This window comes from Mycobacterium sp. IDR2000157661 (assembly GCF_022317005.1).
Lineage (GTDB): Bacteria > Actinomycetota > Actinomycetes > Mycobacteriales > Mycobacteriaceae > Mycobacterium.
Genome location: NZ_CP081006.1, coordinates 4,577,268 through 4,590,892, shown reverse-complemented (window position 1 = coordinate 4,590,892; position 13,625 = coordinate 4,577,268). Strand labels below are relative to the sequence as shown.

General features: G+C 68.0%; 15 protein-coding genes. 10 read left to right on the top strand and 5 right to left on the bottom strand.

All coding sequences use genetic code 11. The annotated features are described in order from the left end of the window. Nucleotides 1-3: 3 nt before the first annotated feature. Nucleotides 4-744 (bottom strand): dienelactone hydrolase family protein, encoded by a 741-nt coding sequence (locus K3G64_RS23580; RefSeq protein ID WP_238887785.1) that lies wholly within the window; start codon nucleotides 742-744, stop codon nucleotides 4-6. Between K3G64_RS23580 and K3G64_RS23575 the strand changes: the two genes are divergently transcribed. From K3G64_RS23575 to K3G64_RS23565, 3 genes are read left to right on the top strand one after another with little or no spacing between them, the layout of a single operon-like run. Beyond that, on the top strand, nucleotides 743-1,600 hold the full coding sequence (locus K3G64_RS23575) for a thymidylate synthase (RefSeq protein WP_370647024.1): 858 nt from the start codon (nucleotides 743-745) through the stop codon (nucleotides 1,598-1,600). The genes K3G64_RS23580 and K3G64_RS23575 overlap by 2 nt on opposite strands. A 22-nt stretch (nucleotides 1,601-1,622) precedes the next feature. Continuing rightward, complete coding sequence (locus K3G64_RS23570) at nucleotides 1,623-2,111, top strand: dihydrofolate reductase (RefSeq protein WP_238887782.1); 489 nt, start codon at nucleotides 1,623-1,625, stop codon at nucleotides 2,109-2,111. A 29-nt stretch (nucleotides 2,112-2,140) separates the two neighbouring features. Then, nucleotides 2,141-3,355: a winged helix-turn-helix domain-containing protein gene (locus K3G64_RS23565; protein WP_238887780.1), complete on the top strand. Its 1,215-nt coding sequence runs from the start codon at nucleotides 2,141-2,143 to the stop codon at nucleotides 3,353-3,355. 67 nt (nucleotides 3,356-3,422) lie between these two features. Here the strand turns inward: K3G64_RS23565 and K3G64_RS23560 are convergent, their stop codons facing one another. After that, nucleotides 3,423-3,722 carry a DUF4193 domain-containing protein gene (locus K3G64_RS23560; RefSeq protein ID WP_238887779.1) on the bottom strand — a complete coding sequence of 100 codons (300 nt, stop codon included), beginning with the start codon at nucleotides 3,720-3,722 and terminating at the stop codon, nucleotides 3,423-3,425. A gap of 138 nt (nucleotides 3,723-3,860) precedes the next feature. Here K3G64_RS23560 and thyX point away from each other — a divergent pair, with 138 nt between their 5' ends. The 3 genes from thyX to K3G64_RS23545 are packed head-to-tail and all read left to right on the top strand — an operon-like array spanning nucleotide 3,861 to nucleotide 7,224. Further along, nucleotides 3,861-4,622 (top strand): FAD-dependent thymidylate synthase, encoded by a 762-nt coding sequence (gene thyX / locus K3G64_RS23555; protein ID WP_238887778.1) that lies wholly within the window; start codon nucleotides 3,861-3,863, stop codon nucleotides 4,620-4,622. A gap of 23 nt (nucleotides 4,623-4,645) precedes the next feature. Beyond that, nucleotides 4,646-5,548 carry a 4-hydroxy-tetrahydrodipicolinate synthase gene (dapA, locus tag K3G64_RS23550; RefSeq protein ID WP_370647023.1) on the top strand — a complete coding sequence of 301 codons (903 nt, stop codon included), beginning with the start codon at nucleotides 4,646-4,648 and terminating at the stop codon, nucleotides 5,546-5,548. After that, complete coding sequence (locus K3G64_RS23545; RefSeq protein WP_238887775.1) at nucleotides 5,548-7,224, top strand: ribonuclease J; 1,677 nt, start codon at nucleotides 5,548-5,550, stop codon at nucleotides 7,222-7,224. The genes dapA and K3G64_RS23545 overlap by 1 nt, the downstream gene beginning before the upstream one ends. 34 nt (nucleotides 7,225-7,258) lie before the next feature. Here K3G64_RS23545 and K3G64_RS23540 read toward each other — a convergent pair whose 3' ends face one another. Further along, the gene (locus tag K3G64_RS23540; RefSeq protein ID WP_238887773.1) at nucleotides 7,259-8,071 is read right to left on the bottom strand and encodes a mycofactocin-coupled SDR family oxidoreductase; all 813 of its coding nucleotides are present in this window, start codon (nucleotides 8,069-8,071) and stop codon (nucleotides 7,259-7,261) included. Next, on the bottom strand, nucleotides 8,071-8,385 hold the full coding sequence (locus K3G64_RS23535) for a putative quinol monooxygenase (RefSeq protein WP_238887772.1): 315 nt from the start codon (nucleotides 8,383-8,385) through the stop codon (nucleotides 8,071-8,073). Before K3G64_RS23535 ends, K3G64_RS23540 begins: the two co-directional genes overlap by 1 nt. Nucleotides 8,386-8,529: 144 nt before the next feature. On the opposite strand from K3G64_RS23535, the gene K3G64_RS23530 reads away from it, so the two are divergent. Then, nucleotides 8,530-11,016 carry an FtsK/SpoIIIE family DNA translocase gene (locus K3G64_RS23530; RefSeq protein WP_238887770.1) on the top strand — a complete coding sequence of 829 codons (2,487 nt, stop codon included), beginning with the start codon at nucleotides 8,530-8,532 and terminating at the stop codon, nucleotides 11,014-11,016. A 94-nt stretch (nucleotides 11,017-11,110) separates the two neighbouring features. Here K3G64_RS23530 and K3G64_RS23525 read toward each other — a convergent pair whose 3' ends face one another. Then, nucleotides 11,111-11,620, bottom strand: a complete 510-nt coding sequence (locus tag K3G64_RS23525; RefSeq protein WP_238887769.1) for an amino-acid N-acetyltransferase — start codon at nucleotides 11,618-11,620, stop codon at nucleotides 11,111-11,113. A gap of 41 nt (nucleotides 11,621-11,661) precedes the next feature. Between K3G64_RS23525 and pgsA the strand changes: the two genes are divergently transcribed. From pgsA to pspA, 3 genes are all read left to right on the top strand, one after another. After that, nucleotides 11,662-12,258: a CDP-diacylglycerol--glycerol-3-phosphate 3-phosphatidyltransferase gene (pgsA, locus tag K3G64_RS23520; RefSeq protein WP_238887768.1), complete on the top strand. Its 597-nt coding sequence runs from the start codon at nucleotides 11,662-11,664 to the stop codon at nucleotides 12,256-12,258. A 101-nt stretch (nucleotides 12,259-12,359) separates the two neighbouring features. Continuing rightward, a complete protein-coding gene (gene clgR / locus K3G64_RS23515) occupies nucleotides 12,360-12,680 on the top strand; it encodes a transcriptional regulator ClgR (protein WP_238887766.1) in 321 nt (106 codons plus the stop codon). A 108-nt stretch (nucleotides 12,681-12,788) separates the two neighbouring features. After that, complete coding sequence (pspA, locus tag K3G64_RS23510) at nucleotides 12,789-13,607, top strand: phage shock protein PspA (protein WP_238887764.1); 819 nt, start codon at nucleotides 12,789-12,791, stop codon at nucleotides 13,605-13,607. The last annotated feature ends 18 nt before the right edge of the window (nucleotides 13,608-13,625 follow it).

Below are 13,625 nucleotides of genomic sequence, written 5' to 3'. Positions count from 1 at the left end.
CCGTCAATTCGGCAGCGCGGACTCGAACAGCTCCTGCAGCGCGATCCAGTGCCGCTCGGCCGCTTCCTGGTCGTAGGGCGGGTTGTCGGAGACCGCGAAGCCGTGTCCGGCGGGGTAGAACTCGACGGTGTGGGCCACACCCGACGCAGTCAGCGCCTTGTCGAGGGCCTCGGCGTGTTCCGGGGTGAAGCCGTGGTCGTTCGCGGCGCCTGCGACGTACACCGTCGCCTTCATCCGGTCGGCGAGCAGGTGCGGGCTGTCGGCGTCATCGACCACCAGCCCGCTGGCGTGGAAGGACCCCGCCGCCGCGACCCTGTCGGGTACCCGGCCGGCCACGATCACCGAGGTGCGGCCGCCCATGCAGTATCCGCAGACGCCGAACGTGTCGCCCTTGACCTCGGGCCGTCCGGCCAGGAAGTCGAAGAACGCCGTCGCGTCGCCTGCCATCATGTCGGGCGTGATCGAGGAGATCATCCCGAACAGGCGTTTGCGTTCCTGTTCGTCGGTGAAGGCGGTACTCATGTCGAAGGGCTGCCAGTCACCGTGGCGGTAGTAGACGTCGGGCAGCAGCACGGCGTGTCCGAAGCCGGCGAGTCGCGCCGCCATTTCCTGAAAGGTGTCGCGCACGCCGCCGGCGTCGACGTACATCACCACGCCGGTCCACGGACCCGTGCCGTTGGGAGTGTGCAGGGTGACGGGGCAGGTGCCGTCGGGGGTGCTGACGGTCGCGGAGATGCTCGGCATGGCTTCCGTTCTACTCGCCGCCTCGACAAGTAAGCTGACCGGCGTGCCCATCGCTGGACCTGTTAGCGCGCCGTACGAGGATCTGCTGCGGTTGGTGTTGGAGCGGGGGACGCCCAAGGCCGACCGCACGGGGACGGGAACCCGCAGCCTGTTCGGGCACCAGATGCGCTACGACCTGGCGGCCGGATTTCCCCTGATCACGACCAAGAAGGTACACACCAAGTCGGTGGTCTACGAGTTGCTGTGGTTCCTGCGCGGTGACTCGAACGTGCGTTGGCTCCAGGATCACGGTGTCACGATCTGGGATGAATGGGCAAGCGAGACAGGGGATCTCGGTCCGATCTACGGTGTGCAATGGCGGTCGTGGCCCACCCCCTCCGGTCGGCACATCGACCAGATCAGCGCCGCGCTCGAGTTGCTCAGGACCGACCCCGACTCGCGACGCAACATCGTCTCGGCCTGGAACGTCGGCGAGATCCCTCAGATGGCGCTGCCGCCCTGCCACGCGTTCTTCCAGTTTCACGTCGCCGACGGCAGGTTGAGTTGCCAGCTGTATCAGCGCAGTGCGGACCTGTTCCTGGGCGTGCCGTTCAACATCGCCAGCTATGCGCTGCTGACGCACATGATGGCGGCCCAGGCCGGCCTGCGGGTCGGGGAGTTCATCTGGACCGGCGGTGACTGCCACATCTACGACAACCACGTCGAGCAGGTCACCGAGCAGCTCAGCCGCGAACCCCGCCCGTATCCGGAACTCGTTCTCGCGCCGCGCGATTCGATCTTCGACTACACCTACGACGACGTCGCGATCCTCAACTACGACCCGCACCCGGCGATCAAAGCGCCGGTGGCGGTGTGAGGACTGCTCGCAGGTCCGAACCATGACGCGGACTGTAGGGCTGATCTGGGCCCAGTCGACCTCGGGGGTGATCGGTCGCGGCGGCGGCATCCCGTGGCGGCTGCCCGAGGACCAGGCGCGTTTCAAAGAGTTGACCACGGGCCACGCGGTGGTGATGGGCAGGCTGACGTGGGAGTCGCTGCCTGCGAAGGTGCGGCCGCTGCCGGGACGTCGCAATATCGTGCTGACGCGCCGCCCCGACTACCAGGCCGACGGCGCCGAGGTGGTCGCCACGCTGGACGACGCCCTGGCCGACGGTCCGATCTGGGTGATCGGCGGTGCGCAGGTCTACCTGGAGGCGCTGCCGCTGGCGACGCGGTGTGAGATCACCGAGGTCGAGATCGATCTGCACCGCGACGACGGCGATGTGATGGCGCCCGTACTCGACGAATCGTGGGCCGGTACGTCGGGGGACTGGCTCACCAGCGCCTCCGGCCTGCGCTACCGGTTCCACAGCTACCGGCGCGGCTGATTGTCGGTGCTGTCCTGCACGATGGCAGGGTGCCGACGAGACTGACGTCCGCCCAGGCGCGACGGGTCGCCGTCGCGGCACAGGGCTTCGCCGAAGCGAAGCCGAGCGGCGCGGTCACCCGCGCACACTTGCGGCGGTTGATATCGCGGATCCAGGTACTGCAGCTGGACTCGGTCTCGGTGGCGGTGCGGGCGCACTACGCGCCGGTGTTCAGCCGGCTCGGACCCTACGACCGCGACGTGCTCGACCGCGCGGCGTGGAGCCATTCGGCGCGATCCCCTCGCCTGCTCGTCGAGTACTGGGCGCATGAGGCGGCGCTGATGGCCGTCGAGGACTGGCCGCTGCTGCGCTGGCGGATGCGCGAGTACACGCACGGGCGGTGGGGCAAGGAGATCGTGAGGAAGAACGCCGAACTGGCCGAGCAGGTGGTCGCCGCGGTGGCGGAGCTGGGCCCGGCGACGGCCGGCCAGATCGAGGCGCACCTCGGCGCCGAGCAACGCGCTCGCAAGGGCCCGTGGTGGGACCGCAGCGAGACCAAGTGGGTGACCGAGGCGCTGTTCGCATCGGGGGTTCTGACGACCGCGACGCGGGTCGGTTTCGCGCGGCACTATGACCTCTCCGAACGGGTGCTGCCGCCGCGGGTGTTGGCGCGCGAGGTCGATGACGAGGAGGCCGTGCGCGAACTCACCCTGCGTGCGGCGGGCGCATTGGGGGTGGCCACCGAACCGGACATCCGTGACTACTTCCGGCTGTCGCCGAAGCAGGCCAAACCGGCGATCGCCAAACTCGTCGCCGACGGCGAACTGGAACCCGTCGAGGTCGACGGGTGGTCGGCGCCGGCCTACCTTCGGTCGGGGCAGATCGTGCCGCGTCGCGACCGCGGGACAGCGCTGTTGTGTCCGTTCGATCCGCTGATCTTCTTCAGGCCCCGGGTGGAGCGGCTGTTCGGCTTCCACTACCGCATCGAGATCTACACCCCGGCGCCCAAACGCCGCTACGGCTATTACGTGTGGCCGTTCCTGCTCGACGGCGCACTGGTCGGCCGGGTGGATCTGAAGGCCGACCGCGCGGCCGGGGTGCTACACGTCGTCGGCGCGTTCAGTGAGCCGGGCCAGCAGCGGGCGCGGGTGGCCCGGGCTCTGGCGGGTGAGCTGTGGTCGATGGCGTCGTGGCTGGGCTTGGGCACGGTGGCGGTGGGAGAGAAGGGCGACCTGGCGCCAGCCCTGCGCCGAGTGAAGGGTTGATCGACGTCTCCAGCGACTACGCGTGAAGCAACCCGACACCGGACGGGGGGACGTCGGTCGATGAGGCTCAGGCGCAGTCGGTGCACACCATTCGGTCGCCGGACTGCAGTGCCAGCCGGCTGTGGTGATGCACCAGGAAGCAGCTCGAGCAGGTGAATTCATCGGCCTGCTTCGGGATCACCCGGACGGTGAGCTCCTCGCCCGAGAGGTCGATGTCGGGCAGGTCGATCGAATCGACCGCATCACCGTCGTCGACGTCGAGCACCGCCACGTCGACCTCGCGTCGCCGGGCGGCGATGGCGTCCAGCGACTCTTCGGCGGTCTCGTCGGTGTCCTTGACGCGAGGGGCGTCGTAATCGGTGGCCATTGATCACACTCCTTGAAGATCAGCGATTGGGTAACGCCGACCAGGAACCCGTTTGTTCCCCAGAAAGCCACGCTCAAACATGGCTCGACGCGTCGGCCTCCGGCGCTGGCCGAAGCGCCTGCCACGTTAGGGTGAGCCGTGGCCGAGACCACGCCTCTGCGCGTCCAGCTGATCGCCAAGACCGAGTTCCTGGCGCCGCCGGACGTGCCGTGGAGCACCGACGCCGACGGCGGTCCCGCGCTCGTGGAGTTCGCCGGGCGCGCCTGTTACCAGAGCTGGTCCAAGCCCAATCCGCGCACCGCCACCAACGCCGCCTACATCCGACACATCATCGACGTCGGGCACTTCTCCGTGCTGGAGCACGCGTCGGTGTCCTTCTACATCACCGGTATCTCCCGCTCGTGCACGCACGAGCTGGTCCGGCACCGCCACTTCTCCTATTCGCAGCTGTCGCAACGTTACGTCCCCGAACGTGACGCCCAGGTGGTGGTGCCGCCGGGCATCGAGGAGGACCCCGAGCTGACGGAGATCTTCGCCGCGGCCGTCGACGCCAGCCGCGCGACCTACACCGAACTACTCGACCGCCTCGAGGCCAAGCTCACAGGCGACCAGCCCGGGAGAGGATCAGCGCTCAGGCGCAAACAGGCCCGGCAGGCCGCGCGGGCGGTGCTGCTCAACGCCACCGAGACGCGCATCGTGGTCACCGGTAACTACCGCGCGTGGCGCCACTTCATCGCGATGCGGGCCAGCGAGCACGCCGACGTCGAGATCCGCCGGCTGGCCATCGCCTGCCTGCGCCGACTCGTCGAGGTCGCTCCGCAGGCGTTCTCTGATTTCGAGATCCATACGCTCGCCGACGGCACGGAGGTCGCGACCAGCCCGCTGGCGACCGAAGTATGAGGCCGAGCGAGTAATCTGTGCGCGTGAGCACCAGCGGAATCGACGTCACCGCCCAGTTGGGCACCGTGCTGACCGCGATGGTGACTCCGTTCAAGCCCGACGGCTCGTTGGACGCCGACACCGCCGCGCGGCTGGCGACCCATCTGGTCGACTCGGGCTGTGACGGCCTCGTGCTCTCGGGGACCACCGGTGAGTCGCCGACCACCACCGACGACGAGAAGGTCGCGCTGCTGACCGCTGTCGTGGAGGCGGTCGGCGACCGGGCGCGCATCGTGGCGGGTGTCGGCACGTACGACACCGCCCACAGCGTCCACGGCGCCAAGCGGGCCGCGGCCGCCGGTGCGCACGGTCTTCTCGCGGTGACGCCGTACTACTCTCGGCCGCCGCAGTCCGGGCTGGTGGCGCACTTCACCGCCATCGCGGACGCCGCGGACCTTCCGGTCATCCTCTATGACATCCCACCGCGCTCGGTCATCCCGATCCACTGGGACACGCTGCGCACACTGGCCGAACATCCGAACATCGTGGCGGTCAAGGACGCCAAGGGCGACCTGCACGGTGGCGCACAGATCATCGCCGAGACCGGGCTGGCTTACTACTCGGGTGACGACGCGCTCAACCTGCCCTGGCTGGCCATGGGTGCGGTCGGCTTCGTCAGCGTGTGGGGTCACCTCGCGGCGAGCCAACTTCGAGACATGTTGTCGTCCTTCACGTCGGGAGACCTGGCGACGGCGCGCAAGATCAGCGTCACCCTCGCGCCGCTGAACCACGCCCAGACCCGGCTGGGCGGCGTCACCTTGTCCAAGGCGGGTTTGCGGCTCAAGGGTTTCGAGGTCGGTGATCCACGGTTACCCCAAATGCCGGCCACACCCGAGCAACTCGAGGCGCTCGCCGCAGATATGCGAGCCGCAGCGGTGCTGCGGTAGTGAACGAAGAACTCAATCCACCGGGGCCGTTGGCTCCGGGCGGACTGCGGGTCACCGCGCTCGGCGGCATCAACGAAATCGGTCGCAACATGACTGTTTTCGAGCATCTCGGCCGGCTCCTCATCGTCGACTGCGGCGTCTTGTTCCCGTCGCACGACGAGCCCGGCGTCGACCTGGTCCTGCCGGACCTGCGCCTCATCGAGGACCGCCTCGACGAGGTGGAGGCGCTGGTGCTGACGCACGCGCACGAGGACCATATCGGCGCCATCCCGTTCCTGCTCAAGCTGCGCCCCGACATCCCGGTAGTCGGCTCCAAGTTCACCCTGGCCCTGGTCGCGGAGAAGTGCCGCGAGCACCGGCTCAAGCCAAGATTCGTGGAAGTCGCAGCCGGACAACGCAGCACACACGGCGTCTTCGAATGTCAGTACTTCCACGTCAACCACTCGGTTCCTGGGTGCCTGGCGATAGCCATCCACACCGGCGCGGGGACCGCCTTGCACACCGGCGACATCAAGCTCGACCAGCTCCCGCCCGACGACCAGCCGACCGACCTGCCCGGCATGTCACGGCTCGGCGACAACGGCGTCGACCTGTTCCTCTGCGACTCGACCAATTCCGAGATTCCCGGGGTGGGTCCGTCCGAGAGTGAGATCGGACCGAACATGCATCGGCTGATCCGCAGTGCCGAAGGCCGCGTGATCGTCGCTTGCTTCGCCTCGAATGTCGCCCGTGTGCAACAGATCGTCGACGCGTCGGTGGCACTCGGCCGCAAGGTCGCGTTCGTGGGCCGGTCGATGGTGCGCAACATGGGGATCGCCAAGGAACTCGGCTACCTCACCGTCGGGGACGACGACGTGGTCGACATCGGGGCGGCCGAGATGATGGCCCCCGAGCGGGTCACATTGGTCACGACCGGAACCCAGGGCGAGCCGATGGCCGCGCTGTCCCGGATGTCGCGCGGCGAGCATCGCAGCATCACGCTGACCGCCGGCGACTTGATCATCATGTCCTCGTCGCAGATCCCGGGCAACGAGGAGGCCATCTTCGGAGTGCTGGACGCGCTGGCCAAGATCGGTGCGCGGGTGGTGACGAATGCGCAGGCGCGCATTCACGTTTCGGGTCACGCGTATGCGGGTGAGTTGCTGTTCCTGTACAACGCCGTACGGCCGCGCAACGTGATGCCGGTGCACGGGACCTGGCGGATGCTGCGGGCCAATGCGGCTTTGGCGGCCCGCACCGGTGTCGATCCCGACGCGGTGATGCTGGCGGAGAACGGCGTGAGCGTCGATCTGGTCGGCGGGCGCGCGTCGATCGCCGGTGCGGTCAGTACCGGCAAGATGTTCGTCGACGGGTTGATCACCGGTGACGTCGGCGACGTCACGCTCGGGGAGAGGTTGGTCCTGTCGAACGGCTTCGTCGCGGTGACCGTCGTCGTGCGCCGCGGCACCGGCAAGCCCGCCGCGCCCGCTCAGCTGTACTCGCGGGGCTTCTCCGAGGATCCGAAGGCCTTGGAGCCGGTGGCGCGCAAGGTCGAAGAAGAGCTGGAAGTGCTTGCGGCGGACAACATCACCGAAGTCACCCGGATCGCCCAAGCGGTGCGCCGCGTCGTCGGCAAGTGGGTCGGTGAGACCTACCGCCGCCAACCGATGATCGTGCCGACGGTCATCGAGGTCTAGCCGGACCCAAGGCGGTCCCGGCGAGCCGTGATGGTCACCGCTTGTTGACCGACCCCGCATCGACGGGCAACGCCACCCCGGTGATGTAACGCGCCTCGTCGGACACCAGCCACGCGACGGCGTTGGCGATGTCCTCGGGCTGCAGCACCTGCACCGGCAGCGCGTTGCCCATGTCCTGCGGCGACTTCTCCTCGATGCTGCCCAGCCATGCCCGGGTGGCGTCGTTGTTGATCATCGGGGTGTCGACGCCGGCCGGATGCACGGAGTTGACCCGGATGCTGTGCGGCGCCAGCAGGTTCGCGTAGAGCCGCATCAGCCCGACGATGCCGTGTTTGGCCGCGACGTACCCGATCGCACCGGGATCGGCGCTGCCCATCCCGACCAGGCCCACGACCGAACTGGTCAGCACGATCGACCCGCCGTCGCCCTGCGCGATCATCGCCGGAGTCGACACCTCGACGGTGTGGTGCACGCCGGTGAGGTTGACGTCGATGACGTCGCGCCAACCGTCGGCGCCCGACTGCATCGGCGCGATGCCCGCGTTGGCGACCACGATGTCGAGACGGCCGAACTCGTCGAGCCCTGTCTGCAGAGCGGTGGCGAGGCTCTGTTGATCCCGTACGTCGGCCTGCTGCGCGACGATCCGCGCGCCGGTGTCCTCGACGAGCTTGACGGTGGCCGCGAGGTCGTCGGCGGTGGCCAGGGGGTAGGGCACCGATGCGATCTGGTCGCAGATGTCGACGGCGATGATGTCCGCACCGTCGGCGGCCAACCGGACGGCCTCCGCCCGACCCTGCCCCCTGGCGGCGCCCGTGATGAACGCGACCCTGCCTGCGAGGCCTGCCATCAGGACCGCAGCGTGCCCTTGCTGCGGTCACCCGCGACCACTGGCTGCAGCATCTTGATGTCCGGTGCGCCGTCGAGGTGTTCGCCGACAGTGCCGAACAACGTCGCGACGGCGGGCGCGGTGCTGTGGGCCTGCAACGCCTGCTCATCGGCCCACTGCTCGACGAACACGAAGGTGCCGTTGGCCTCGTGCAGCGCGTACAGCTCGCAGCCCGGTTCCTCGTGCACCGCCTCGATGGCCTTCTTGCAGGCGTCGCGGACGGTGTCGACCGACTCGGGCTTGGCGGTCATGGTGGCGACGACGACGACGGGCATATGACGACTCCTCGGTGAGTGCTGCTGGACGGGTGCACAGCCTACTGCGGGGCCGTCACCAAGATCGGGCCGCGGGATCGATATCGACTTGTGACCCGTGTGGCACATGGTGGTTCTGGGGCCAAAGCGACTAGTCTTGCATGCATGCCCAATAAGACCGCCGCCCGTTCCGGCACCCGTTCGAGCAGGTCAAAGGCTGGTTCGCGGGCGGGCGTGAAGTCGGCACCCCGGCGCAAGCCGGCGCCGCGCCGCAACGCCTCCCCGGTGTCGGCGGCGGGGGCCTCCGTCGGCCGTGGCGTGCGGGCGGGCTGGCTCATGGTGGCCAAGGGGGCGGGGACGACCGCGCGGTCGGTCGGGCGCGCCCGCGAAATCGAACCCGGCCACCGCCGCGACGGCATCGCGCTCGGGCTTCTCGGGCTCGCGGTGGTGATCGCGGCCAGTTCCTGGTTCGACGCGGCCCGACCGGTCGGGGCGTGGATCGACACCGTCGTGCGGGTTCTCATCGGTTCTGCGGTGGTGTTATTGCCGATTGCGTCAGCGGCCATCGCGGTCACGCTGATGCGGACCGAACCCGACCCGGATTCCCGGCCCCGGTTGTTCCTCGGGTCGGCGATGATCGCCCTGCCCGCGCTCGGTCTGTGGCATCTGTGGGCCGGCTCGCCGCACGATCCGACCGCGCGCCAGCACGCCGCCGGCTTCCTCGGTTTCGCGATCGGCGGTCCGCTGTCCGACGGGTTGACGCCCTGGATCGCCGCGCCGCTGCTGTTCATCGGAGTCCTGTTCGGCGTGTTGCTGGTGACCGGCACCACGATCCGCGAGGTCCCGTCGACTATGCGGACGTTGTTCACCGGGCGGGCGTGGCACGACGAGTACGACGTCGAGGACTACGACGACGAGGACACCGTCGTGCTCGACCACGATGACTTCTCCGACGGCTACTACGACCACCTCCCGCCGGACGACGAATCGAAGGCCTGGCCGTCGGGCACCGCGACGTTCAACGGCGCCACGCCGATGGAGAACTACCCGATCGAGGAGGAGTCGCCGACCGTCCCGGAGCCGACCGCCAAGCCGCGCAGGAAGAAGACGGCCAGGCAGGCGCTCTCGCTGGACCGCGTGGTCGACGGCCCGTACGCGTTGCCGTCGCTCGAGCTGCTGGTCGCCGGGGATCCGCCCAAGCGGCGCAGCGCCGGGAACGACCGGATGATCGAGGCCATCACCGAGGTCCTGCAGCAGTTCAAGGTGGACGCCGCCGTTACCGGCTGCACCAGGGGGCCGACCGTCACCCGCTACGAAGTCGAGCTGGGCCCCGGCGTGAAGGTCGAGAAGATCACCGCCCTGCAACGCAATATCGCCTACGCGGTCGCCACCGAGAGCGTCCGGATGCTGGCGCCGATCCCCGGTAAGTCCGCGGTGGGCATCGAGGTGCCCAACGTCGACCGCGAGATGGTGCGGCTGGCCGACGTGCTGACCGATCCGGCTACCCGTGGCGATCATCATCCGCTGGTGATCGGCCTCGGCAAAGACATTGAGGGCGAATACATCTCGGCCAATCTGGCCAAGATGCCGCATCTGCTGGTGGCCGGCTCGACCGGCTCGGGCAAGTCGAGCTTCGTCAACTCGATGCTGGTGTCGCTGCTGGTGCGTGCGACGCCCGAGGAGGTCAGGATGATCCTGATCGACCCGAAGATGGTGGAACTCACGCCGTATGAGGGCATCCCGCATCTGATCACTCCGATCATCACCCAGCCCAAGAAGGCCGCCGCGGCGCTGGCGTGGCTCGTCGAGGAGATGGAGCAGCGCTACCAGGACATGCAGGCCTCGCGGGTGCGCCACATCGACGACTTCAACAAGAAGGTGCGCTCGGGCGAGATCACCGCGCCGCTGGGCAGCCAGCGCGAGTACAAGCCCTACCCGTACATCGTCGCGATCGTCGACGAGTTGGCCGATCTGATGATGACCGCACCGCGCGACGTCGAGGACGCCATCGTGCGCATCACGCAGAAAGCCCGCGCGGCGGGAATCCACCTGGTGCTGGCCACCCAGCGGCCGTCGGTGGACGTCGTCACCGGCCTGATCAAGACCAACGTGCCCTCGCGGCTGGCGTTTGCGACGTCGTCGCTGACCGACAGCCGCGTCATCCTCGACCAGCAGGGCGCCGAGAAGCTGATCGGCATGGGGGACGGGCTGTTCCTGCCCATGGGCGCCAACAAGCCGATCCGTCTGCAGGGCGCCTTCATCACCGACGAGGAGATCCACGCCGTCGTCGAGGCGACCAAGGCTCAGGCCGAGCCGGAGTACACCGAGGGTGTCACCACCGCCAAGACCACAGGTGAGCGCACCGACGTCGACCCCGACATCGGCGACGACATGGACGTCTTCCTGCAGGCGGTCGAGTTGGTGGTGTCGAGCCAGTTCGGTTCGACGTCGATGCTGCAGCGCAAGCTGCGGGTCGGATTCGCCAAGGCCGGCAGGCTGATGGACCTGATGGAGACCCGCAACATCGTCGGGCCGTCCGAGGGTTCCAAGGCGCGTGAGGTGCTGGTCAAACCGGACGAGTTGGCCGGCACACTGGCGCTCATCCGTGGTGGCGGTGACGCGAACGGTGAGGACGACACCTCCGACTTCTAGCCCCCCTCGACGCCCAAACCGACGCATGGGTGCGTATATCGCCCGATTCTGCACCCAAATGTCGGTTTGGGCGCAGAAAGGTGGGCACGAGTCGCTAGAGCGTCAACAACATTCGGGTGTTGCCGAGGATGTTGGGCTTGACGTAGGACAGGTCGAGGAACTCGGCGACGCCGACGTCGTAGGAGCGGCACATCTCCTCGTAGACCTCCGCGGTGACCGGCGTGCCGTCGATCTCGGCGAAGCCGTGCCTGGTGAAGAACTCGACCTCGAAGGTGAGCACGAAGATCCGCTCCAGGTGCAGATCGCGTGCCACGTCGAGAAGTCGTTCGACGATCGCGTGACCGACGCCCTGTCCCCGTACCTTCGGATGCACGGCGACGGTGCGCACCTCGCCCAGGTCCGACCACAGCACGTGCAGCGCGCCGCAACCGAGGACCTCGCCGTCGATCTCGGCGACCCAGAACTCCTGAACGGCCTCGTAGAGGTTGACCAGGTTCTTCTCCAGCAAAATCTTGCCGGCGTAGATATCGACCAGGCCCTTGACCGCGGTCACATCCGAGGTTCGCGCCCGTCGGACGACGAGCTGCGGGGACTCCGCACTCACACCTGGAGGGTAGCCGCTCGGGCAACGGATATTCTGTTGCGGTGTCGGGCCAACCCCATACCGATCCGCTGGTACCGCGCGCCCGGGTAGCGAACATCGCGAATGTGCTCACCGGCGTGCGGATGGTGTTGGTTCCGGTGTTCCTGCTGGTGCTCTTCGCCGACGGTGGCCACGAAACGGTCTGGCGGGTGGCGGCATTCGTCGTCTTCGCGGTTGCGGTGATCACCGACCGGCTCGACGGCGCCCTGGCGCGCAGCTACGGCATGGTGACCGAGTTCGGCACGTTGGCCGATCCGATAGCCGACAAGGCCCTCATCGGAGCCGCGCTGATCGGGTTGTCCGTCCTGGGTGACCTGCCGTGGTGGGCCACCGTCGTCATCCTGACGCGGGAGCTCGCCATCACGGTGCTGCGATTCGTGGTGCTCCGGCACGGGGTGATTCCCGCCAGCCGCGGCGGCAAGCTCAAGACGCTGGTCCAGGCGGTGGCCATCGGGCTGTTCGTGCTGCCGCTGTCGGGTCCGTGGCTGTCGGGGGCCTGGGTCGTGATGTGGGCGGCGATCGTCCTGACGGTGCTCACCGGCATCGACTACGTGATCTCGGCGGTCAGGGATTCTCGTGCACGCCCGGCTGGTCGGTGACCTTCCACGCAGTTTGCGTCCCCGGGAACCAACCCGGCGGCGTGCGGCGTTGCCCTAGTACACGCCTTGGACGCCCACTGACCCCCTGGAGGGAGAGCACGATGACGGCATTGCTGCGCGAGGTGATCGGCGACGTGCTGCGCCGTGCCCGCACCGACCAGGGCCGCACCCTGCGCGAGGTGTCCGACACCGCCCGGGTCAGCCTCGGGTACCTGTCGGAGGTGGAGCGCGGACGCAAGGAAGCCTCCAGCGAACTGCTCAACGCCATCTGCGGTGCGCTCGACATCCCGCTGTCGCGGGTGCTCTCCGCCGCCGGTCAGGACATGGAGCGCGAGGAACGTGCGGCCTTCGCCGGCGCCGCGAACATCGACATGGCCACGAAGGTGGTAATTCCGCAGGTCGTCTCGATGGCGGTGGCCTGAGCCCGTTGTGGGTGTGGCGATGCGGGCCGAACCGATAGATTGGGCAGCACGGTGAGCCGGTTGCCGGCGAGGCCGACACAACCTCAAGACACGAAGGCGGAGTGATTCATGGCCAATCCGTTCGTCAAGGCCTGGCGCTATCTGATGGCGCTGTTCAGCTCGAAGGTCGATGAGTACGCCGACCCGAAGGTGCAGATCCAGCAGGCCATCGAGGAGGCGCAGCGGCAGCATCAGGCGCTGACCCAGCAGGCCGCCCAGGTGATCGGCAACCAGCGTCAGCTCGAGATGCGGCTCAACCGGCGGCTGGCCGACATCGAGAAGCTGCAGGTCAACGTTCGGCAGGCGCTGACGTTGGCCGACCAGGCGACCGCGGCCGGTGACGCCGCCAAGGCCACCGAGTACACCAACGCCGCCGAAGCGTTCGCCGCTCAGCTGGTGACGGCCGAGCAGAGCGTCGAGGATCTCAAGGGTCTGCACGATCAGGCGCTCAACGCGGCCGGACAGGCCAAGAAGGCGGTCGAGCAGAACGCCATGGTGCTGCAGCAGAAGATTGCCGAACGCACCAAGCTGCTGTCCCAGCTTGAGCAGGCCAAGATGCAGGAGCAGGTTTCGGCGTCGTTGCGGTCGATGAGTGAGCTGTCCGCGCCGGGTACGACCCCGAGCCTCGACGAGGTGCGCGAGAAGATCGAGCGCCGCTACGCCAACGCGCTGGGCTCAGCCGAACTCGCGCAGAACTCGGTGCAGGGCCGCATGATGGAGGTCCAGCATTCCAGCGTGCAGATGGCCGGACATTCCCGGCTCGAGCAGATCCGCGCCTCGATGCGCGGCGAGCAGTTGCCGGCAGGGGGAGCGGCCACGCCGGCCACCGAGCCCGCGACTCCGGCGGCCAATCCGCAGTCGACTCCGGAAAACCCGTTGTCGCAGTAACCGACTGATTGATCGGCA

Bases quoted from the DNA above. Each gene is read 5' to 3' on its own strand.
- K3G64_RS23540 (WP_238887773.1), bottom strand. From the start codon at position 8,071: ATGGCAGGCCTCGCAGGCAGGGTCGCGTTCATCACGGGCGCCGCCAGG.
- K3G64_RS23575 (WP_370647024.1), top strand. From the start codon at position 743: ATGGCTTCCGTTCTACTCGCCGCCTCGACAAGTAAGCTGACCGGCGTG.
- K3G64_RS23570 (WP_238887782.1), top strand. From the start codon at position 1,623: ATGACGCGGACTGTAGGGCTGATCTGGGCCCAGTCGACCTCGGGGGTG.
- K3G64_RS23560 (WP_238887779.1), bottom strand. From the start codon at position 3,722: ATGGCCACCGATTACGACGCCCCTCGCGTCAAGGACACCGACGAGACC.
- K3G64_RS23535 (WP_238887772.1), bottom strand. From the start codon at position 8,385: ATGCCCGTCGTCGTCGTCGCCACCATGACCGCCAAGCCCGAGTCGGTC.
- K3G64_RS23530 (WP_238887770.1), top strand. From the start codon at position 8,530: ATGCCCAATAAGACCGCCGCCCGTTCCGGCACCCGTTCGAGCAGGTCA.
- pspA (WP_238887764.1), top strand. From the start codon at position 12,789: ATGGCCAATCCGTTCGTCAAGGCCTGGCGCTATCTGATGGCGCTGTTC.
- clgR (WP_238887766.1), top strand. From the start codon at position 12,360: ATGACGGCATTGCTGCGCGAGGTGATCGGCGACGTGCTGCGCCGTGCC.
- K3G64_RS23580 (WP_238887785.1), bottom strand. From the start codon at position 744: ATGCCGAGCATCTCCGCGACCGTCAGCACCCCCGACGGCACCTGCCCC.